Origin of the sequence: Candidatus Frankia nodulisporulans, from assembly GCF_902806475.1 — a bacterium.
In the GTDB taxonomy this organism is placed as follows: domain Bacteria; phylum Actinomycetota; class Actinomycetes; order Frankiales; family Frankiaceae; genus Frankia; species Frankia umida.
In genome coordinates, this window is the sequence record NZ_CADCWS010000031.1 from 1 (window position 1) to 22,049 (window position 22,049).

At 71.2% G+C, this 22,049-nt stretch carries 13 protein-coding genes, 1 tRNA gene and 2 pseudogenes; 5 read left to right on the top strand and 11 right to left on the bottom strand.

Annotated elements, in window-relative coordinates:
- Nucleotides 1–734 precede the first annotated feature (734 nt).
- Entirely contained in the window at nt 735–1,526 is a 792-nt protein-coding gene (locus tag G6R24_RS05440) for a GntR family transcriptional regulator (protein WP_163548075.1), read from the top strand.
- A gap of 135 nt (nt 1,527–1,661) precedes the next feature.
- Nucleotides 1,662–2,060, top strand: coding sequence for a hypothetical protein (locus tag G6R24_RS05445; RefSeq protein ID WP_163548076.1), 399 nt, complete (start codon nt 1,662–1,664; stop codon nt 2,058–2,060).
- Between the two features lie 740 nt (nt 2,061–2,800).
- On the opposite strand, the gene G6R24_RS05450 is transcribed toward G6R24_RS05445, so the two are convergent.
- A tRNA-Thr gene (locus tag G6R24_RS05450) sits at nt 2,801–2,872 on the bottom strand.
- A 300-nt stretch (nt 2,873–3,172) separates the two neighbouring features.
- On the opposite strand from G6R24_RS05450, the gene G6R24_RS05455 reads away from it, so the two are divergent.
- Entirely contained in the window at nt 3,173–3,907 is a 735-nt protein-coding gene (locus G6R24_RS05455; protein WP_163548077.1) for a response regulator transcription factor, read from the top strand.
- 54 nt (nt 3,908–3,961) lie between these two features.
- On the opposite strand, the pseudogene G6R24_RS05460 reads toward G6R24_RS05455, so the two are convergent.
- The 7 genes and pseudogenes from G6R24_RS05460 to G6R24_RS05490 form a co-directional block, all read right to left on the bottom strand.
- Nucleotides 3,962–4,807: pseudogene (locus G6R24_RS05460) on the bottom strand (PSP1 domain-containing protein); the annotation flags it as partial.
- Nucleotides 4,808–4,939: 132 nt separating this feature from the next.
- Nucleotides 4,940–6,277 carry a DNA polymerase III subunit delta' gene (locus tag G6R24_RS05465; protein WP_163548079.1) on the bottom strand — a complete coding sequence of 446 codons (1,338 nt, stop codon included), beginning with the start codon at nt 6,275–6,277 and terminating at the stop codon, nt 4,940–4,942.
- A gap of 177 nt (nt 6,278–6,454) precedes the next feature.
- Complete coding sequence (tmk, locus tag G6R24_RS05470) at nt 6,455–8,752, bottom strand: dTMP kinase (protein ID WP_163548080.1); 2,298 nt, start codon at nt 8,750–8,752, stop codon at nt 6,455–6,457.
- Nucleotides 8,752–11,940, bottom strand: coding sequence for a type I DNA topoisomerase (gene topA / locus G6R24_RS05475; RefSeq protein ID WP_163548081.1), 3,189 nt, complete (start codon nt 11,938–11,940; stop codon nt 8,752–8,754). The genes tmk and topA overlap by 1 nt, the downstream gene beginning before the upstream one ends.
- Nucleotides 11,941–12,484: 544 nt before the next feature.
- Nucleotides 12,485–14,761 carry a sodium-translocating pyrophosphatase gene (locus G6R24_RS05480; protein ID WP_244957348.1) on the bottom strand — a complete coding sequence of 759 codons (2,277 nt, stop codon included), beginning with the start codon at nt 14,759–14,761 and terminating at the stop codon, nt 12,485–12,487.
- A gap of 1,260 nt (nt 14,762–16,021) precedes the next feature.
- Nucleotides 16,022–16,549, bottom strand: a complete 528-nt coding sequence (locus tag G6R24_RS05485) for an ATP-binding protein (protein ID WP_163548082.1) — start codon at nt 16,547–16,549, stop codon at nt 16,022–16,024.
- 42 nt (nt 16,550–16,591) lie between these two features.
- Nucleotides 16,592–16,933: an STAS domain-containing protein gene (locus G6R24_RS05490; protein ID WP_163548083.1), complete on the bottom strand. Its 342-nt coding sequence runs from the start codon at nt 16,931–16,933 to the stop codon at nt 16,592–16,594.
- Nucleotides 16,934–17,423: 490 nt separating this feature from the next.
- On the opposite strand from G6R24_RS05490, the gene G6R24_RS05495 reads away from it, so the two are divergent.
- Complete coding sequence (locus tag G6R24_RS05495) at nt 17,424–19,784, top strand: DEAD/DEAH box helicase (protein WP_225438151.1); 2,361 nt, start codon at nt 17,424–17,426, stop codon at nt 19,782–19,784.
- Nucleotides 19,785–19,944: 160 nt separating this feature from the next.
- Nucleotides 19,945–20,739, top strand: coding sequence for a hypothetical protein (locus G6R24_RS21920; protein WP_225438150.1), 795 nt, complete (start codon nt 19,945–19,947; stop codon nt 20,737–20,739).
- Nucleotides 20,740–20,858: 119 nt separating this feature from the next.
- Here the strand turns inward: G6R24_RS21920 and G6R24_RS05500 are convergent.
- The 3 genes and pseudogenes from G6R24_RS05500 to G6R24_RS24410 form a co-directional block, all read right to left on the bottom strand.
- A pseudogene (locus tag G6R24_RS05500) lies at nt 20,859–21,206 on the bottom strand (Rv3654c family TadE-like protein); the annotation flags it as partial.
- Nucleotides 21,121–21,549, bottom strand: a complete 429-nt coding sequence (locus tag G6R24_RS05505; RefSeq protein WP_163548085.1) for a TadE family type IV pilus minor pilin — start codon at nt 21,547–21,549, stop codon at nt 21,121–21,123. The pseudogene G6R24_RS05500 and the gene G6R24_RS05505, both read right to left, overlap by 86 nt.
- Nucleotides 21,550–21,671: 122 nt before the next feature.
- The gene (locus tag G6R24_RS24410) at nt 21,672–22,013 is read right to left on the bottom strand and encodes a DUF4244 domain-containing protein (protein ID WP_254592561.1); all 342 of its coding nucleotides are present in this window, start codon (nt 22,011–22,013) and stop codon (nt 21,672–21,674) included.
- Nucleotides 22,014–22,049 lie beyond the last annotated feature (36 nt).

Below are 22,049 nucleotides of genomic sequence, written 5' to 3' on the forward strand. Positions count from 1 at the left end.
TCGCGAGCGGGCTCCGGACGGTGGGGAGGCTCATCACTGACTGCACCTGCTCGGCCGGCGACATCCGGTTGAAAGCGCGGTCGCACGGGCCGCAGCAGTCCGAGACGGGATTCGACCGCGCGGCCCGGGTGCAGCCAGGCGTCACACACTCCCACCGAGTGACCGTGGCGGCGTGCCAGCTCACTGGTCACCCCACGGCGCACGAAAGCCGTCGATCAGATGCGCCGGGGCGTACGACCACCCCGTGTTGTCGTACGCCACACAGCCCCGCGAACGGTGCTCCGATGACGGGCACGGCACGTAGGTCTCCAGGCGACCTGACCGCGACGCGGTGGCCGGGATCGCCAGAGCGCCGGAGGACCGATCGATCTCGCCCCGGCGACCGTTCCGCGTGATGCGACCGGAACCGTCGGAAAGGTCCCAGCCGTTGTCGTCCGGCTGGTTGACGCTGGTGTCGGTCTCGCTGGCCCACTGGCGGCCACCCCTTCATCGACCCCCGGTCCAGCCGAGGGCACGCCAACAAGGCGTGGAAGGCGCCACAGGCTGCACAGACACAGGTACGCTCGAAGAGCGCTTCGCGGCGTGTCTGGCCCGGCGTGGGTTGCCTCCCACTCCGGGCCTTCTTCATGTCCAGAAGGCCCGGTGCCGCCTCAACGGGTTGCCTCCCGCCTCAGCTGCACTACTGTTGTATCACAGTTGCCAGTGTGGTCAAGTGTCGTAGCTACTCTTGTGGCATGGCAGGTGAAGCGCGACGCCCCACGAAGGTCAACCCAAGCGACCCAACCCCGGCCTACCTGCAGATTGCCAACGATCTGCGGTCCGCGATCGAAGCCAACGAGCTACCGCACGGGGCGCTTCTGCCGTCTCTGCGGACGATGGAGCGCGACTACGGTGCGGCCGGGGGGACCGTCCGGCGCGCCCTGGACCAGCTTGTCGCGGAAGGCCTGATCTACGCCCGGCAAGGCCAAGGCATTTTCGTCCGTCGGCCGCGTCGGATCCTGCGAGACGGCTCCCGTCGTCACTTGCAGTCCGTGCGACCGTCGGGCACTGGCCCCATGGAGGCCGAAGCGTCCACGCAAGGCTTCGTACGAGCCCAGACCGGAATCGTCGTCACGACGGAATCCGCAGCAGGTGAGGTAGCCGACCGGCTCGGTGTCGAACACGGCACACCCACGTTGCGTCGAGACATGATCCTGACCTTGGACGATGAGCCGGCCGGACTCGTGTCCTCCTGGTTCCCGACGGTCCTGGTTGCCGGAAGCGTCATCGCCCGACCGGAGCGCGTGCCTGGCGGAGTCCACGCTGAACTTGTGCGGATCATCGGAGCCTTGGGAGACGCAACCGAGGAGCTGGTTGCCCGCATGCCGACCCCGGGGGAATCAACCGCACTGCGACTCCCCGGCGGAACTCCAGTTGTCGAACTCTGGCGAACCATCCCCGCGCAGGACGGGACGCCGGTCGAGATCACGAGATTCATCTACGACGGATCTCGCTACCGGTTCGCCTACACCGTGCCCGTCGACTAGCTACTCGGCATCCTGACCGGGCCACCGACAGTCGCGCGAGCATGATCCCGAGGCCCGGCAAGTTCGGCTGGACATGTGGATCGCATCCTTGCCCAAGCATGCGTCCCCAAGCGTGCACTCGAAGATGTCGTCATCGTGATCGATCTGCACGCCCGTACAGGTCTGCGTAGCCAGCTCAACGAGACCATCAGAGTGTGCCAGGCATCGCGGGCAGGCGTGCCGAGTGCGGATCCCCGGATGCAGGGTGCACGGCTCCACGACGTCGTCACTGTGAAAGATGGCCAGGCCGCCCGGACAACCGGCACCGTGGCATTCGAAAACGCCGGTGGCGTGAACCAGCAACGGCCCTGTGCAGGCAGGCTGTGGCGGCAGGGCCCCCATGGCATCCGCGATCGTCTGCACGGCAACCAGCTCGGCATCGGTGAGGGCACCATGAGCCGGGACGGCCAGGGGAGCCTTGCGTGTCTGCCCGCTTCGCGCCTGAGTGCCCGAACGGGTGGTGTTCGGGCGGCGACGACCGCCCCGACCGCGTGACTTCGGCATGGGCCGCCCGCCTCTCACTCGCCGCGCACTGCCCATGATCGTAACTGGGTTGGGCGATGTCTGTGACGGCATGTACAGGTCCACAAGTCGGTCTAGGCCGAACCGGTGCTCTGTGCCAACTTTCCGTACTTGTTCAAGGGCGACCCTTCGGGCCGCGAAGAGCGAAGAGCAACGGGGCTCTGCCCCGGACCCCGGCCCTCGCTCCGGTGGTGGCCAGAAGATCTTGCGGCATGCGAAAGCGGGGGAAGCCGTGACCGCTGGCCTCCCCCGCCGCCCGGGCACCCGAAGGGTTACCCCGGAACCCCCGACCGCGCAAGGGCCGACGGCGATGATCAAAATGCGTTGGTCTGCGGCCCTTGCCCGGACGGAGAACCCGGGGTAAGGCAAGGCCTGCCCGACCGACGGTGGAGACCAGCTCCACCCGATCTATGTGAAGAGATCTTCACCGGCATGCGTTCGATCGTCACGTGACGATCGGCAAGTGCTTCGGGGCGCCGCGCTCGCCGCACGCGCCACGTCGACCGTGCCGGGCCGGTCCCGCCGCGCGCCGGACGGGGCCCCGCCGGCCAGGGGCCGGCACCCCACCGGGCGTGTCGGCCGGCCTGGCCCGTTCGTCGTGTCGGAGCGTCGGCGCGTCGGCGCGGATCATCGACAGTTGATAGGACTTCGAGCGGTGAGCTACCGGCGGGGTCCGCGACCAGCGCGGGAAACTGCTGGTAGGACGGGGTGTGAGCCGGAGGCGGGGATTGAACCCGCGACCTATCGCTTACGAGGCGATTGCTCTGCCACTGAGCTACTCCGGCGAACGGTCAGGAACTGCTGACCGTGCTCGAGTATGCCAGACGGCGCGGCCGACCGGCGCCGGCGGTGCTCGACGGCCCGCGGTCGGGATGAGGGCGGCGGCGTGGTCGGTGCGGTGCGCGGGTGGTGCGAAGCTGTCGTTCACGTAACGTCATGACCGTGGCCGATGGTGGCCAGAATGTTGCGAAGCGTACCAGTCGTATTAGCTTAATGTTACAAATTCGCACTCTTCGCCTGTCGAACGGTGCAAATCTCCACCCCGGTCGAAGTGGTTCCGGTGAGGATGCGTAGGGTTTCGCTCCATGACCGGGGCTGGGGACGCTGCGCCTGCAGCGACGACGCGAGGAGCTTCTCTCCTCGTCGCCGAGGATGATGAGGCATCGCGGGTGGCGCTCGCGCGTAGCCTGGAGAGATTTGGCTATCGCGTGCTGGAGGCCGCGGACGGGGAGGCCGCCCTCCGACTGTTCCAGACCACGGAGATCGATCTCGTGGTGCTGGACGTCGCAATGCCACGTATGGATGGCTTCGCGGTGCTCAGCCGCCTGCGCCAGACCAGCGAGGTTCCGGTGATCATGCTCACCGGGCGGGCCGAGGAGGTCGACCGGGTGGTCGGCCTAGAGCTTGGCGCCGACGACTACGTGGTGAAGCCGTACTCGCTGCGGGAGCTGGTCGCCCGGGTGCGGGCGCGGCTGCGCCGCCGGCCGGCCGAGCCACCGCCGCAGCGGGCCGGTGATGGCAACGATCCGCTGGTCTACGGCGACGTGTCGATCGATCTGCGGGCCCGTGAGGTCGCCGTCGCCGGCGAGCGCATCGATCTCACCGCCCGCGAGTACGAACTGCTGGCCTTCCTCGCCCGCCATCCGCGGCGGGTGTTCAGCCGGGAGGAACTGCTCGAACAGGTGTGGGGAACCCGGTTCCAGGATCCGGCGACCGTCACCGAGCATGTCCGCCGGGTGCGCACCAAGGTGGAGGGACGGCCACCGCAGCGTCGACTGGTCACCACCCTGCGTGGAATGGGCTACCGCTTCGACCCGTGATCCGGGAGCTGCCGGGGCCGCGGGGATGAACCGTCACGGGTGCCGCGGCCCGGTGGGTGGACGGACGTCCGCCCGTCCCGTGGGCGGGTGGGCGGCGTCGTGTGCCTGCCGGGAGGGGCAGACCGCGGCCCGATCGCAGGCGACCCGACCGCCCTCGTCCAGGGCGACCACGACCTGCTGACGGGGCACGTCGTGCCGCACGACCTGGCCCTCACCCGTCGGGGTGCAGGCCCGCTCGCCGACGGCGGGCACCGCCCGGGTGAACTCCTCGTACAGCGGATGCTCGTAGCGCAGACAGCACATCAGCCGGCCGCACGCACCGGTGATCCGCATCGGGTTGAGCGCGAGGTCCTGCGTGCGGGCCATGCGCAGGCTGACCGGTTCGAAATCGGTCAGGAACGTCGCGCAGCACAGGTCGCGCCCGCACGAGCCGATACCACCCTGGATGCGGGCGCTGTCGCGGGCGGAGAGCTGTTCCAGCCGCACCCGGGCGGCGAGCGTCCGGTTGAGGTCACGGACCAGCGCGCGGAAGTCCACACGGCCTTCCGCGGTGAAGTAGATCGTGTAACCACCGGTCGCCGACACGTGATCGACACCGACGATCTTCATGCGCAGGTCGTGGTCGCGGGCGAGGCGCCGGGCGGCCACCCGGGCCCGCGCCCGCCGACGCCGGGACGTGTCCGCCTGGTGCAGGTCGTCCGGACCGGCGAGCCCGCGCAGCACCGGCAGTTCGCCGATGTCCTGCGACACCCACTGGGCGGCCCACACGCAGGTGGCGACCTCGTCGCCGGCCTCGGTGGGTACCAGGACCCGGTCGCCGACGCGAGGCGAGAGGCTGCCCGGGTCGGCGTAGTACAGCCTGCCCCGGGGTGAGAACGCCACCGCGCACATCATCGGCATCCGCCGTCACCTGACCTGCGATAAGGATGTTGGGCCGGCCATCCGATCACAATAGGCCGGATTCGACGGCCCGGCGCCGGTTCGCCCCGCCCGCCCGAGGCCCGATGGCCAGGGGGTCAGCGGGTCAGGGGGTCAGGCATCGCGCAGGGCGAGGGTGAGGGACTCGACGGCCAGCAGCGGGACGAGCCCGGGGTTGTCGGCCAGTGCCGTGCGGGTGGCCAGGACCGCCTCGAGGCGGCGCAGGGTCTGCTCGGGTGTGGCCGCGGCGGCCAGACTCGCCGTCTCGGCGGCGTGATCGGGATGGATCGCCTCGACGGACGCGCCGAGCTGCTCCGCGAGGACGTCGCGGTAGAGCCCGGCGAGGTCGACCAGGGCCCGGTCCAGGGTGTCGAGCACGGTGCGGCGCCCGCGGCTCTTCTGGTTGCGCTCGAGCTCCTTGAGCGCCCCCGCGGCGCCGCGCACGACCATCGTGCGGCTCTTCGCCCCGGCCTTCGACGCCTTCGCCGAGCGGGATTTCCCGCCGACCGCCGTCGCGCCGACCCCCAGCGCCGTCTTCAGTGACTCCGTCTCCGCCTCGTCCCGCACCGAGTTGGCGGCCTCGGCGTCCGCGTTCGCGACGTCGACCAGGTCCGTGGCCGCCGCCAGACACGCCCCGACCCGGCCGAGCCGGGTGGGAATGCGCAGCACCGCCGCGCGGTGTGTCCGGGTGGCCTCGTCGCCGGCCAGCCGCCGGGCGAGGTCCAGATGCCCCTGGGACGCCTGGGCCGCGACCTGCGCGGATCGTTCGTCGGCACCCTCGCGGATCAGCATCGCCCGGACGTCGGCGGCGGCGGGCAGCCGCAGCGAGACCGTCCGGCAGCGGGACCGGATCGTGGGCAGCACATCCTCCACCGATGGTGCGCACAGCAGGAACACCGCCCGCTCCGCCGGCTCCTCCAACGCCTTGAGCAGCGCGTTCGCCGCCGCCTCGGTGAGCCGGTCAGCGTCGGTGAGCAGCAGGATGCGCCACCGCCCGGCGCTCGGCGCGCTCGCGGCGTCGCGGACCAGCGCCCGGATGTCCTTCACCCCGAGGGAAAGCCCCTCCGGGGTGACGGTTCGCAGGTCGGTGGCGGTGTCGGTGAGAACGGTGTGGCAACCGGCGCACTCGCCGCACCCCGGTGGCTCGCGCTCGCAGGTCAGGCTTGCCGCGAACGCCCGCGCGGCCTGCTCCCGCCCGACCCCGGGCGGCCCGGTGAACAACCACGAGTGCGTCATCCCCGACCGGGACGACCTACCCGCACCCGGTGGTGTGGTGTCGGTGGAGGACTCGGTGCCAGGCCCCGGACCGGTGGGGTCCGGCACCGCGTCCGCCTCGGCGGCGCTGTCGTACGGAGAAGACGCCGGACGTAGCGCGATGGTTGCGGCGCCCGCGGCCGCGCGCAGGGTGGCGACGACGGAATCCTGGCCCACCAGGGCATCCCAGACGCTCACCAGACCATCATCCCCCGTCAGCCGCCGTCAGCCGCCGTCAGCCGCCGTCAGCCGCCGTCAGCCGCCGTCAGCCGCCGTCAGCCGCCGTCAGCCGCCGTCAGCCGCCGTCAGCCGCCGTCAGCCGCCGTCAGCCGCCGTCGGGTGAACGCGCCATCGCCGCCGGCTGTTCCCGTCCGCTCAGACCGGGACGGACGCCGTCTCGCGGACGAACCGTCGGGAGACCGCTGCCCTGATCTCGGCCTGGATCTCCTCGGCCGGTCGGTTCGCGTTCACGACCAGGTACCGCGAGGACGCCTGCTGGGCCCGTTGGCGCAGAACCGCCCGAATCCGCTGATGCTGCGCCAGGTCGACACGGTCGACACGGTCGACACGGTCGGCGTCGGCGCGGCCGGCCTCGGCCTCGGCGGGGGTGCCCTGGCGGGGGACGCTGGGATGGGCGGCGGTGTGGGCGGCCGGGGTGGCGTCGCGGGCGACGGCGACGTCGGCGGGCAGGTCGAGCAGGACAGTCAGGTCGGGGATGAGGGCCCGGGTCGCCCACTGGGCGAGCAGGGCCAGTTCCGCGGCCTCGACACCGCGGTCCGGGTCGGCGAAGGCGATCGAGGCGTCGACGTACTGGTCGGTGAGGACCACCGCGCCCCGGGCCAGTGCCGGCTCGATGACCCGGGCTACCTGCTCGGCGCGGTCAGCGGCGGCCAGCAGCGCCTCGGTGCGGGCGTGCAGGCGATGGGCCGGGTCGAACAGCAGGGCGCGCAGGCCCGCGCCGGTCTCGGTCGCGCCGGTGCCGGTGGTCGCGACGACCTCGCGGCCGTGCTCGCCCAGCCATGAGCGCAGCAGTGCGATCTGGGTGGTCCGCCCGGCGCCCTCGATGCCCTCGACGGAGATGAACAGCCCACTGTGCCGGGGCCGGACGGGCACCGGTCGCCGTCCCCGTAGCGCGTCCCACAGTTCGGGCCAGACGGCGACGCCGGCTCGGTCGTCCATCTGCCGGTAGGCGAACAGGCCGACAGTCACGGCGAGCAGACCCCCGCCGAGCAGAACGACGGTCACACCATCCGCACGCACAGTGACCTTGCCGAACAGGTGGATGCCGTGCGAGCCGATCAGCCCGACCAGCCCGGGGGCGGCGGCGAGCACCAGCAGCAGGTCGATCCGTACCAGGGACTGGACCAGGGCGAACGTCCGTCCACGCAGTTCGTCGGAGACCTCCGCCTGCAACAGCGTGTAGCCGGTGACCCAGGCGACCCCGGCGAACGCGCCGACCGCGACCACCAGGATGCAGGCGATCACCAGGTTGGGAATGACCGCGACGACGATCAGGGTGATCCCGGCGCCGGTCACGCAGACGCCGAACAGCCTGGTCCGGCTGTAGTCACCGAGAAGTTTCGGACCGGCCGCCATCCCACCGGCGAGGCCGATGAACACCGCGCCGAACAGCACGCCGTACGCCGAGTCGCCGCCACCGAGGATCTCGACGTACAGGCGGCCCAGCGCGATCACACAGCCGGCGCCGGCGAAGCCGCCGAGGATGCCGACGACCAGGCCGCGGACCAGCCGGTCATGGCCGACGAAGCGCCAGCCCTCGGTGATCGAGGCGAGGAAACCGACTTCGGCGCCGGGGGTCTCGGGGCGCTCGGCCCGGCTGATCCCGGGCAGCCCCCAGATCACGATGGCCGAACCGAGGAAGGTCGCGGCGTTGAAGTACAGCGCGAGATCGACGGACGAGTCGCGGAAGAACGACACGCTCGGGCCGAGGGTGCGTGAGATCGTCGCCAGCAGCGTGAAGATCGCGGCCGCCAGCGGCGCCGTGCCATACGTCATGATCAGACTGAGCGTGTTCGCGGCGGCGAGCCGTTCACGTGGCACCAGATGCGGCACGCTCGCGTCCTTGGCCGGCGCCCAGACCAGCGTCACCGCCTCGACCAGGAACGAGGCGATGAGCAGCCATTGGAGGGTGCCGATGATCGGGATGGACGCGAACAGACCGAAGCGGATCACATCGGTGACGACCATGGTCAGTCGCCGGTCCAGCCGGTCGGCGAGCGCGCCGGCGAGCGGACCGAGAACCATCGCCGGCATCAGCCGGACGATCAGCAGCGAGCCGACCGCGTAGGCCTGCCCGGAGAAGCTCTGCTGGAGCTGGGTGACCAGCGCCGTGGTGGCGAGCAGACCCATCCAGTCGCCGAGACTGGACAGGCTGAGCTGAATCCACATCCGACGAAACGCCGGGATGCGCAGCACCGCGCGAATGTCACCGTCGTCGCCACCCCGCAGCGGCGGTGGACTCGGCACCGTGGTGACCGGATGCCGGTTGGGTGTGCGCCCCGTCCACAGCCGCCACCGTCCCCACCGAGGACCCCGGCCGCTGTCGCTGGCGTTGCTGGCGACGGCCGGGCCGGGGTCGGCTGGTTCGGGGTCAGACGGCTCGGCGTCCGCCGTGTCGGCCGGTTCCCGGAACCGGCCGAGCGGCGGGACCATCAGCGGTCCTGGCCGGTGTCACCGGCGGCCGCCGCCGGTGCGCCACCCCCATCGTCACCGCTGGCGGAGGGCTGGGCGGCGGGTGTCGCGTCGGTGCTGGCCTTGCGGGAGCGCGACGCCGCCGTCTTCGCCGTGGTGGACTTCGCGGCGGTCGACTTCGTCGCCCGGGGCTTGGTGACCTTGGCCGCCGACGCCGACGCCGACGATGTGGTCTCGGTCTCGGTCTCGGCGCCGGCGGCCGGGTCGCTCTTCGCCGCGCTGGCCTTCGTGGTTCTGGTGGTCTTGGCCGTCGTCGACTTCGTGGTCTTCGCGGTCTTCGCCTTGGCGGTCGTGCTCTTCGCCGTGGCCGTGGCCGTGGACTTGGTGGTGCGGGTGGTGCGGGTGGTGCGCTTGGGGGTGGCCGGACCGCGGGCCCGCCGGTCCGCGAGCAGTTCGGCGGCCCGGGCGTCGGTGATCGTCTCGACCGCGTCGCCCTTGCGCAGGCTCGCGTTGGTCTCACCGTCGGTGACGTACGGGCCGAACCGTCCCTCGCGGACGACCATCGGCTTGCCGCTGGCCGGGTCGGCGCCCAGCTCCCGCAACGGCGGTGTGGTCGCGGCCTGACGCCGTCCACGGGCCTTGGGCTGCGCGATCAGCGCCAGCGCCTCCGCCAGCGTGACGGTGAACATCTGCTCCTCGGACTCGAGCGAGCGGCTCTCCGCACCCTTCTTGACATACGGCCCGTACCGGCCGTTCTGCGCGGTGACCTCCTCGCCGTCCTCGGCGTTGCCGAGGCTGCGGGGCAGGGAGAGCAGCCGGATCGCGTCCTCGAGGGTCAGCGTCTCCAACGACATGGAGCGCAGCAGACTGGACGTGCGCGGCGGGTCGGTGTCGGTGGTGACGTAGGGGCCGAACCGGCCGGCCTTGGCGGTGATGGTCGTGCCGGTGGCCGCGTCGACACCGAGCACCCGGTCGCCGCTGGGCGCGGCCAGCAGTTCGAGTGCGTGCTCGACGGTGAGCTCGTCGGGAGCGAGATCCTCCGGGACGCTGGCGCGGTCCTCCCCGTGCTGCACGTAGGGGCCGTAGCGCCCGACCCGGACGACGACGGTCGCACCGTCCTCGGCCTGCCCGAGCGGGATCGAGTTCACCTCACGGGCGTCGATCTCGCCGAGTCGCTCGCTGACCAGCGTCTTGAGGCCCGCGTCCGAGACGGGGGTGGCACCCTTGGCGCTGGGGGCGGCGCCGTTGGTGCTGGTGCTGGTGCCGGTGCCGAAGTAGAACCGGGTGAGCCAGTCGGTGGACGCGGCGGTGCCGGCGGCGATCTCGTCGAGGTCGTCCTCCATCGTCGCGGTGAAGCGGTAGTCGACCAGCCCGCCGAAGTGATCCTCCAGCAGGCCGACGACGGCGAACGCGACGAAGCTCGGGACGAGCGCCGAGCCCTTCTTCCACACGTAGCCGCGGTCCTGGATGGTGCCGATGATCGAGGCGTAGGTGGAGGGCCGGCCGATGCCGAGTTCCTCGAGCGTCTTGACCAGGCTCGCCTCGGTGAACCGGGCCGGCGGGCTGGTGGCGTGCCCGCGCGGGGTCAGCGACCGGACGGCGAGCGCGTCCCCCTGCCGGACGTCGGGCAGTCGCCGCTCGCGGTCCTCGAGTTCGGCGTCCGGGTCGTCCGCGCCCTCGACGTAGGCACGCAGGAAACCGGGGAAGGTGATGACCTTGCCGGACGCGGAGAACTCGGCGTTCTCCCCGGTCGACGAGGTCGCGCCGAGGCGGATCGTGGCGGAGGTGCCGCGGGCGTCGGCCATCTGGCTGGCCACCGTGCGCTGCCAGATCAGCTCGTACAACCGGTAGGAGTCGGTGTCCAGTTCACCCCGCACCTCCCCGGGCGTCCGGAAGTGATCTCCGGCGGGACGGATCGCCTCGTGCGCCTCCTGGGCGTTCTTGACCTTCTTGGTGTAGGTCCTGGGCTGGGCCGGGACGTACTCGGCGCCGTAGAGCGACTCGGCCTGCGCGCGGGCGGCGGTCAGCGCCGTCTCCGACAGGTTCGTCGAGTCGGTACGCATGTAGGTGATGTAGCCGTTCTCGTACAGCCGCTGCGCGATCTGCATCGTGCGCTGGCTGGAGTAGCGCAGCTTGCGCCCGGCCTCCTGCTGCAGCGTCGAGGTCATGAACGGCGGGTACGGCGAGCGGCGGTACGGCTTGGTCTCCACCGAGCGGACGGCGAACGCGGCGTCCGCCAGACGCTCGGCGAGCGCCTGCGCGCCCGGCTCGTCCAGCCGGGTGACGTTGGACGTGGTCAGCTCGCCGGTGGGGGCGAAGTCGCGGCCGGTCGCGACCCGGGCGCCGTCCAGGGCGACCAGGGTCGCCGGCAGCGGTGTGCGTTCCGGTTCCGCGCCGGGGGCGCGGGCCACGCTCGCGGCGAAGACGCCCTCGATGTTCCAGTACTCGGCCGAACGGAACCGCATCCGGGCCCGCTCCCGCTCCACCAGCACCCGGGTGGCCACGCTCTGCACCCGGCCGGCCGAGAGCTTCGGCATGACCTTCTTCCACAGCACGGGGGAGACCTCGTAGCCGTAGAGCCGGTCCAGGATGCGCCGGGTCTCCTGCGCGTTGACCAGGTTCTCGTTGATCTCCCGCGGGTTGTCGACCGCGCGGCGGATCGCCTGCGGGGTGATCTCGTGGAAGACCATCCGCTTCACCGGCACCGTCGGCTTCAACGTCTGCAGCAGGTGCCAGGCGATGGCCTCGCCCTCGCGGTCCTCGTCTGTCGCGAGGTAGAGCTCGCTCGCCTCCTTCACCAGCGCCTTGAGCTTGCTGACCTGGAGCTTCTTATCCGGGGAGACGACGTACAGCGGTTCGAAGTCGTTGTCGACGTCGACGCCGAGGCGGGCCCAGGGCTTGCCCCGGTGCGCGGCCGGGACATCGGCGGCGCTACGTGGAAGGTCCCGGATGTGCCCGATGCTCGACTCGACCTGCCAACCCGGTCCGAGGTAACCGGCGATCGTCTTCGCCTTCGCCGGCGACTCCACGATCACCAGCCGGGTGCCGGTGCCGGGCGTGGGCGCGCCAGCACCCGCGCTGCCGGCCGCGCCGCTCGTCCCGGTGTCGGAACGGTCGTTCGCTGCGGGCTCGCTGGGCTCGGGGACAGAGGCGGAGGACCGGGTGGTCGTCCGGGGCGTCCGTGTCGTCGTGTTCGTGCGCGGTGGCACTTCTCTCCTCGGTGCGGCGTACGCATGCTCATGCGGCGTGCTCGTCTGACGTGCTCGTCCGGCGAGCTGGTCGGCTGGCAACGGGCTCGGCTGGCAAACGGAGCGTAGGTCGCCCCAGTAGACTGTAGGTCCCGGATATGGCGGATGTTGCTCGTGCGGCGCGCGGTGCTGGGTCGGGCCTGGGTTGCGGGCGGGCGTCCAGCGGCTGCTGATCGAGCGCGACCCCGCCGGAGTGGAAGCGGTGCCACGCTGCACCGTACGCCGCTGCCAGGGTCCACGGAGCTTCCTGTCCGGGTATGGGCCTCGTGGTTCGACGCCCTACCCATCGCAGTCACGCTCACGCCTCGACAGCCCGTCAGGGCCCGCACGACGGTGTAACACGTCGGCGCCGGAGGGCCGGCACTCGGGGCAGCTTGATTACTCCATGTAGCCGCATCTGGCCAATGGTTGGAGGTCTCGGTGCGGCGTGTCGGAGCGAACATCCATCAGCGCAGCGCCCCGTCCCCAGGTCGGTAACCGACCCGGTGGACGGGGCGCACGCCGCTCAGACGTTGACCGCGGCGGGATCGCGCGGCGTCGGGTGCTCGACCGGCGGGTCGCCGTCGTCCACCGTCCGGCCGCGTCGCCGGGACAGGACGATCGCGGCCGCGATCACGGCCACCGCGGCCAAAGCCAGGCTGACCCGTAGCGCGGTGTTGCGGTCATCGCCCACGGAGTACTTCACCACCGCGGGTGCGATCAGCAGGCTGACCAGGTTCATGACCTTGAGCAACGGGTTGATCGACGGGCCCGCGGTGTCCTTGAAGGGATCGCCGACTGTGTCTCCGATCACAGTCGCGGCGTGGACCGGGGAACCCTTGCCGCCGTAGTTTCCGTCCTCGACCAGCTTCTTCGCGTTGTCCCAGGCACCACCGGAGTTCGCCAGGAACACGGCCATCAGCACGCCGCCGGCGATCGCACCACCAAGGAACGCCCCCAACGGGGGGTATCCGAGGCCGAAACCGACCGCGATCGGGGCCAGCACCGCCAGAGTGCCGGGAGTGATCAGCTCCCGTAGCGAGTCGCGGGTGCAGATGTCGACGACCGCGCCGTAGTCCGGTAGCTCGGTGCCGGTCATGATCCCGGGCCTGGTCCGGAACTGGTTGCGTACCTCCAGGACGACCCGCCCCGCCGCCCGTCCGACCGCATTGATCGCAAGACCGGAGAACAGGAAGACCACACTCGCGCCGATGATCATCCCGACCAGGGCGTCGGGATAGGCGATGTTCAACCCGCCGACCAGGCCACGGCCGTCCTCGGCCCGCGCCCCCGCGTCGACCAGGGCGGACGAGACGGTGTCGGTGAACGAGCCGAACAGGGCCGTCGCGGCCAGCACCGCCGTCGCGATCGCGATGCCCTTGGTGATGGCCTTGGTGGTGTTACCGACCGCGTCCAGCGAGGTCAGGATCGCCGCACCGGCGGCGTCCAGGTCGCCGGACATCTCCGCGATGCCCTGGGCGTTGTCGCTGACCGGGCCGAACGTGTCCATCGAGATGATCACCCCGACCGTGGTGAGCAGCCCCGTACCGGCCAGCGCCACGGCGAACAGCGCCATCGTCACGCTGCCCGAACCCAGCAGATAGGCCCCGAACACGGCCGCGCTGATGAGCAGGGCCGAGTACACCGCGGACTCCAGGCCCACCCCGATGCCCGCCAGGATGTTCGTCGCCGGGCCCGTGGTGGACGCCCTGGCGATGTCGCGCACCGGCCGCCGGTTCGTCGCGGTGAAGTAACCCGTCAGTATCTGGATGGCGGCCGCGAGCGCGATACCGATCAGAACCGCGCTGGCGGCGATAACCCGGGGATCACCCGACTGGGTGCTGCCCGCCATCCCCGGCAGTTCGGCGACACTGCCCGGCAGATAGGTCACCGCCACGACGACCGAACCGATCGCCGACACCACGGCCGACACGAAGAACCCCCGGTTGATCGCGGCCATGCCATCGCGGTCCCGTGGCCGTGGCGACACCGCGAAGATCCCGATGACCGCGGTCACCACACCGACGGCGGGAATCAGCAGCGGGAACACCAGCCCGCGCTCCCCGAAGGCGCTCACCCCGAGGATCAACGCGGCCACCAGGGTCACCGCGTAGGACTCGAACAGGTCCGCCGCCATACCCGCGCAGTCACCGACGTTGTCACCGACATTGTCCGCGATCGTCGCGGCGTTACGCGGATCGTCCTCGGGGATACCCTGCTCCACCTTGCCGACCAGGTCGGCGCCGACATCGGCGGCCTTCGTGAAGATTCCCCCGCCCACCCGCATGAACATCGCCAGCAGAGCCGCACCGAACCCGAAACCCTCGAGGACCTGCGGTGCGGAGTCCCGGAACACCAGTACCACCACGGCCGCGCCGAGCAGCCCCAGCCCGACCGTGAACATACCGACGACACCACCCGTGCGAAACGCGATCCGCACCGCCGCCCGTTCACCATGGGTCATCGCCGCCGCCGCCGTCCGGGTGTTGGCCCGGGTCGCCAGCGACATACCGACGAATCCCACCAACGCCGAGAAAACCGCGCCGATCACGAAGAAGACCGAACGCCCGACACGGGCCCCGGTATCCTCGGCCGGAAGCAGAAGAAGGACGAAGGGGATGACGACGACAAAGCCGGCGAGGGTGCGAAACTGTCGGCGCAGGTAGGCCGCCGCACCCTCCTGCACCGCGCGGCCGACCTCCCTCATCCTCGGCGTGCCGGCATCGGCCTTCAACACCTCGCGGACCAGATAGCCAGCCACGACCAGAGCCAGCACCCCGATGATCGCCACACCACTGACCAGGCCGACCGATTCACCGCCGAAATCTGTGCCCGTACCCTCGGCCGCAATCACCTTCGCCGCACTCCTGACGGCCTGGCCAGGCACGGAATCGCCAGTCGTCAGCCCGTTCACGCCGCTCAGCCCGTTCACTGTCGCCTCGGTGGCCTGGCCGTGCGCCGCGACCTCGGCCGCCAGGCTGTGGATCGGGGACATGGCTCCTCCCGGTCTGCTTCTGTGCGCCCTCCACCGGTTGGAAAAGCCCGCCAATGCCCGCTGTCAACGGCCTCGGTGGGACGGGATGCCGGCGGCCGGGCATCGCATCTGGCGACGTCCGGGTAAAACCGTCAGAACTACCCTGCTTCGGGAAATTTCGGCGGGTTGATCGGGGAGCACAACGGCATCTCGCGGCGGTCCGGATCAACCGCCGTCGGATGCGGGAAGTGTAGCCACCCAGTGTGATGTGCGCTGCATTTTCGCCGATCGCGCTGCGCGTCGACCTTCGATTTCGCACCGGCCGGTATCCGGCTTTGCACCATCCGGTATCCATGGCCGGCGCCTTGGGCGTCGTATCGCGGGCAGCCGGCCGCGCGACCCGGACAATTCACTCTTTTCGCGCAAATGATGCCCGATGTCTGCTTCCGTTCGCCACCTTGAGGGGCAGGACGGCGAGATGCCGAGGGTTGTTCGGGGATTGCTGCCCCGATTTTCCAAACAACCCTCGGCGTGCCATCGAATATCCCTCGGCATCGTGCCGATTCGCTCCCGTGCCCCACCGCGCCGCACTGCTGCGCCAGCGTATTGTTACCATTTGCGTGCGGACAGGTGCGAGCATCGTGGCGACGGGGTCGGACGGCCATGGCGCCGAGGTGATCCGCTGATCCGGCATCCTGTCGAGGTCCGAGGACGGACTCGGATCTCGTTTTCTGGCCAGGTCTCGACATGATTCGACCACGGCCTTCGTTCACCCGATATATGCAGAAATAGCCGACTGCCGACTGCCGGGGTGCGGTGGCCGGTGGGTGGGGCGCCAAGCGCTCCGGCCCGCCGGATTCACAGCCACGCTCATGGCATGCCGAGACAGGCTCGGCCTCGGCACACCGAACCCTCTCCGCATGTGGCCTCAGCCGGGTGCCGGGTGCCACCGGGGCGCCGGGCGCACCGGAACACACCGGGGCACCGGTACGCCGAGGTGCTGAGCGAGGCCCGGAGGGCCAGGCGAGGCATCGGTATACCGGGCGCGGCGTCTGGCCGTGCGGCCGTCGCGCGGTGCGGCGTGGGGGGTTAGAGGATGGAGTCGGACGGGGCGACGGCGGGGCCGGTGTGCCAGGTCATGGCGACGATGGTGCCGACCCCGTCGGCTCCGCGGCTGATCTGTACCTCGTCGACCAGACCCTCGATCAGGGCGAGTCCGAGGCCGGGGGGGAATCCGCCGTCGGCCTCGGACTCCTCTTCGGCTGGTTCGGACCACCAGGGCGGTGCGGCCGAATCCGGTTCGAGGTCGAGCAGGGTGGAGGCGGTGACAAGGCCGCCGTCCGGACCGGGGGCCACCTCGTCCCCGCTCTGACCGCGATCGGCGACGGTGATGGTGAAGGAGTCCGGTGTCTCGGTCAGTGCGACGTGCACTGGGGACTGCGGCGCGTGCCGACGGTTGACCCGCACCGCCCGGGCGCATGCCTCCGTGACTGCCAGCTTGATCTCGTCGGCAGCGCCAGCAGGTACTCCGGCGCACCGACTGACCGCCGTGGCGATCATTCGAGCGGTGCGGACGTGCCCGTTCAGGGCGGCGAACCGCAGCTCAACGGTGGGCATACGGTATGCCTGCCTTTCCGAAGGCGTGATGTCCGAGTGGAGTCACTCGTGCGCGGCGAGAGCGTCCTCGACGGACGAGTGGATCGGGAACACCTTCGTCAGGCCGGTGATCCGGAAGATCTTGAGGATGCGCTCCTGGGTGCAGACCAGGTGCAGCGAACCGTCGTGCGCGCGGACTCGCTTGAGCCCGCCGACGAGAACTCCGAGACCCGTCGAGTCGAGGAACTCCACGCCCTCCATGTCCACGACGAGGTGGTATGACCCGCCGGAAACCAGGTCGATCAGCTGCTCACGCAGCTTCGGGGCGGTGTAGACGTCGATCTCGCCGCCCACCACCACGACCGTGTGGTTGCCTTCCTGGCGAGTCGTGAGGGACAGGTCCACGGATCCTCCTCGGTGCCTCAGTGGTTCTACTGTGATCAGCGGTTCTACCGTGATCAGTGTCTCAACGGTGGTCACCGTCTTGGTGGTGCCTCGGTGTTGCGGTGGTGTCGCGATGCTGCGCTAGCTCGGTGTGACGGTGTCTCCCGGGCATCGGGAGACCGACATCACGGCGCCATTACCCTCCCATGAGGAGGATCAATCCGGTGGCCCACGACTCGGGTCGCAGATCTCCGCGCCGCCGTGGTCTCACCGGTGCCGTCTGCTCGAAATCTATCCCCGATCTTGGCTGTCAGGGGGGCGGTCCGCTGTCCTGGCTCCTCGCGGGGGTCGGATTGTCCCGCGGATGATGTTCTGTCGTCCATTACCGCCGTGCCGGTGGTGGCGACGGCGCATATTCTTGGCCATCGTGGATTCTCCGGTCGCCGTGGAGGGCGGAAACAGTCGCCCGACGGGTGGGGCGTCCGGCGGTGCGGGGGCGCTCGGTGCCGCGGTGGCGCTCGGCGAGTCAGCGGTGCTCGCTGATCTGCGGGCGGATGTGCGCCGGGCCCGGTGCGTGACCCATGTGGAGCCGGTCGCCGCCCGCGTAGGGCAGCGTTCACCCTGGCCGGACTGGGTTGATCCGGTGTTGCGTGGGCGGTGGGTGGCCGCGGGTATCCACGAGCCGTGGACGCATCAGGCGGCCGCGGCCGAGGCCGCGCACGCGGGGCACAGCGTTGTGTTGGCGACGGGCACCGCGTCGGGTAAGTCGTTGGGGTACCTGATGCCGGTGCTGTCGCGGTTGCTCGCGGAGCCGTCCGCCCGGGCGATCTATCTGGCGCCGACGAAGGCACTCGCGCATGACCAGCTGCGCGCGGTGCGGGCGCTGCGGCTGTCCGTGCGGGCGGCGACCTTCGACGGGGACACGCCGCCCGCCGAACGCGACTGGGTGCGCGCGCACGCCGGTCTCGTCCTGACGAACCCCGACATGCTGCACCGCGGGATTCTGCCGAGGCACCGGCAGTGGGCCCAGTTCCTGCGCGGCCTACGGTTCGTGATCATCGATGAGTGCCACGGGTACCGAGGAGTCTTCGGCGCGCATGTGGCGGCCGTGATCCGGCGGTTGCGGCGGATCTGCGCTCGTTACGGTGCGGAACCGGTGTTCCTGCTCGCGTCGGCGACCGTGTCGGACCCGGGCACCTCGGCCGGTCGGCTCACCGGGCTCGACGTCCAGGTCGTGGATGTCGACGGTGCCCCACGCGGCCCGATGGACTTCGTGCTCTACGAACCTCCGCTGCTGTGGACGGGACCACCTCGAACGAACACCCCCACCTCGGACGACGACACCCATCGCGGTGACGGCGGCACCCAGGGGGAGGGGGAGGGGGAGAACGGTGCGCCGGTGCGGCGATCGGCCACCGCGGAGGCGGCCGATCTGCTGGCGGATCTTGTCGCCCAGGGCGTGCGCACCCTGGTGTTCGTGCGCTCGCGCCGGTCGGCCGAGGTGGTGGCGGTGGGGGCTCGCCGGGCGCTCGGCCTGGTCGAGGCCGATCTCGCCGATCGGATCGCCGCCTACCGGGCCGGTTACCTGCCGGAGGAGCGCCGCGAGCTGGAGCGGGCGCTGCGCGCGGGGGAGCTGCTGGGGGTCGCGGCCACCTCGGCGCTCGAGCTCGGGGTGGACATCAGCGGCCTGGACGCGACGGTCACCGCGGGGTTCCCCGGGACGCTCGCCTCGCTGTGGCAGCAGGCGGGCCGCGCGGGCCGCGACGGACGGCGATCTCTGGCGGTGCTCGTCGCCCGGGATGATCCGCTGGACACCTACCTCGTCCACCATCCGGAGGCCGTGTTCGGTCGGCCGGTGGAGGCCAGCGTGTTCGACCCGGACAATCCCTACGTCCTGGGTCCGCACCTGGAGTGTGCGGCTGCTGAGCTGCCGTTGGCCGATGGCGATCTTGAACTTTTCGGTCCGGCGGCGCCGCGGGTCGTGGACGACCTGGTCCGCCGCGGCCGGCTGCGACGGCGTCCCACCGGCTGGTACTGGACGCAGCGCACCCGCCCGGACGTCGACATCCGCGGCACCGGCGGTCCACCGGTACGGATCGTGGAGGCGTCCACGGGCCGGCTTCTCGGCACCGTGGACGCCGCCGCCTCGCACAGCTCCGTGCATCACGGCGCGGTCTACCTGCATCAGGGGTCGAGCTACGTGGTGGACGAGCTCGACCTCGACGAGTCGGTCGCGTTCGTGCACGAGGAGTCGCCGGCCTGGACGACGATCGCCCGCGAGCACACCGACATCCGCATCGTGGCGTCCACCCGGGAGCGGATTCTGCCGGCGGTGGCCGTGCACCTGGGTGTGGTCGAGGTGACCAGCCAGGTGGTCGGCTTCCAGCGGCGGATCGTCGCGACCGGCGAGGTCCTCGGCCAGGAGCCGTTGGACCTGCCGCCGCGCCAGCTGCGGACCCGCGGTGTCTGGTACACCGTCACGGACGAACTGCTCGCCGACGCCGCGGTGACCCCCACCGAGGTGCCGGGGGCGGTGCACGCCGCCAAACACGCGGCGATCGGGCTGCTGCCGTTGTTCGCGACCTGCGACCGCTGGGACATCGGCGGTGTCTCGACCGACCTGCATCCCGACACCGGACGCACCAGCGTGTTCGTGTACGACGGCCATGCCGGCGGCGCGGGATTCGCCGAACGGGGATTCCTGCGTTTCGGGGAGTGGCTGGCCGCGACCCGGGACGCGGTGCGTGCGTGTGAATGCCCGGCGGGCTGCCCGTCCTGCGTGCAGTCGCCCAAATGCGGTAACGGAAACGAGCCATTGGACAAGGCGGCGGCGGGCCGGCTGCTCACGGCGATCACCGGCCTGATCAGCTGAAACGCGGATCACCCTGAGCCTTCGGCGGTTGCCGTGGCTCTTCGTGGTTGCGCGGTGGGGTGACCGGGGTACGCCGAGATCGTCGGCTTGGCGCAGCGGGACCCCTCCCGCGGACGGTCTGGAGGTCTCGGTGGTAACCATCGGTGTTGTGGTGTTGCTGGTGGCAGGCGTCTTCACCGCGGATCTCGTGTTGGAGAACAGCGGCCACACCGAAGTCATGATCATGGGCCAGACATTGTCGTTCGATATCTGGGGGCTGTTCGTGCTCGGCCTCTGCGCCGGCGTACTCGTGATCTCCGGCGTGCAGCTGCTGCTGCACGGCATGGCCCGCGACCGTGACCGTCGGCGGGTCCAGCGCCAGCGGGAGCGCGACCTCGCCGCGCTGACCCGCGCGGTACCTCCCCCCGCCGCGACCACCCCGCGTCCGGCTCCCACCGCGCCGCGTCCGACGACCCCTGCCGAGCCTCGTCCGGCTGCCACCGCGCCGCGTCCGGCCCCTGCCGAGCCGCGTCCGGCCACCGCTGTCGTGTCGCGGCCCGCGACGGCCGCCGCGTCCCGACCCGACCCGGTGGCCGCGTCCAGCAGCGGCCCCGCCTCCTCCTCCGCGCGTCCGGCTGGACGCATCGAGCCGCGTCCCGCTGGACGTACCGAACAGGCTGTGGCCGGGGGTGCGGCGTCGGCCGCCGGTGGTCGTCGCGACGGCGCGTCGGTGGACGGCCAGCCAGCCGCCAGCCGGGCCGCGGAGCGGATGCCCACCCCGTCGCGGTCCACGGCGTCGCCGGCGCCCACGGACTCCGGTGACGCGGCCCCGGCGGCTCAGCCGCAGCCGGTCACGCCTGCGCGTCGTGGTGACCGCCTCGTCGCCCGGGTCGCCGACCTGGCTCGCGGCAATCGCACGTCGTCCGCCGAGTCCACCGCACGCGACACGGCCACCCCTGCCAACGTCCGGTCCTGAGCGGGCCGTCCGTCGCCGGGACGGCTCACCGGCTGGTACACCCCGGGGGCACGGGCCCATGGTCCGGCGCGGGCTGTGCTGGTGACGCTGGCCCGAAGGCCGAACATCAGGGGCAGCGGCACGCGGACGGTGACCTCCACCGCGTCGGCGACGATGCGACATCCGACCAGGTGGGCCCCGTCCAGTTCGCTGACCCGCGCGGCCTGCGCACAGGCGGTCTCGGCGTCGGCCGGTGGCGGACCGGCCGCGGCCAGCGCCGCGAGATCGGCCGCGGTGGCCGCCCGGGTGCGCACCGCACCGATCGTGGTCAGCGTGAAGGCGACCCCGGCCAGCCACATCAGAAGGAAGAGCATCGCGAGCAGCCAGACCGTCGCCGAGCCGTCATCGGAACGGCCGCGGGTGCCGCGGCCCGCGCCTGGACCGTGCGCGGGAGACCCGGCCCGGGTGGGCGACGGAAATCCGCTCATGTGCCGCCGCCGTCGCCACGGTGGATCTCCTCGCCGTCAGGGCTGTCGCCACCGGGGGCAGGTTCGGCTCGGCCGGGATGACGGCGTGGGCGGACACGACCTGCCGCAGCCCGTTCTGCCCCAGGGCCGCCATCCCGATGCTCGCCGACACCTCGACGTCGATGAGACCGTCGTGGCGGGACAGCCGCACGGTGGCGTGCGGGGGCGCCGCCGCGGCGGCCGCGGCGGTGACGATCGCGTCCGATTCGCCGCGGGCGGCGAGCCGGGCACCGATACCGGCCGCGTTGCCGCAGCGTCCCTGGCCGAACAGGACGGCGAGCATCCATACGGCGAGCAGGAACACCGCTACCAGGGATGGGAGCCCGACCGCGAGCTCCGCGGTGGCCTGACCACGATCGTCGTCGTCATCGCGGCCGGCGGGCCGTGGCTGTCGGCCGGGTTCGCCGACGTCACGGTCACCGCCGCTCAGAACGTCCCCGCCAGGGCGCGCTGCACCAGACCGGCTACCGCGGCCTTGGCCGCCGAGCTGGTCACGGCCGCGTAGAGCACGCCGGCGAACGCGACGGCGGCGAGGGTTCCCACCGCGTATTCGGCCGTGGACATGCCCCGGTCGCGCCAGTCGCGAGGACGGCGGCACCAGGCGACCAGCGCGCGCCCGAGCACCCGGCCAGCGGAGCTGGAACGGCCAACCGGAACAGGACGATCAGCTTGCATGCGGCGACCAGCTGGGGTGCGGCGGCGGGCCGGGGCCGAGCGCCGCCCCGAGAAGGTGATGCGGCGGGACGTTCTGGGCGAAGGCGACGGCATGGGAGTCCTCCGGGCAGGGGCAGGGGCAGGGCGGGA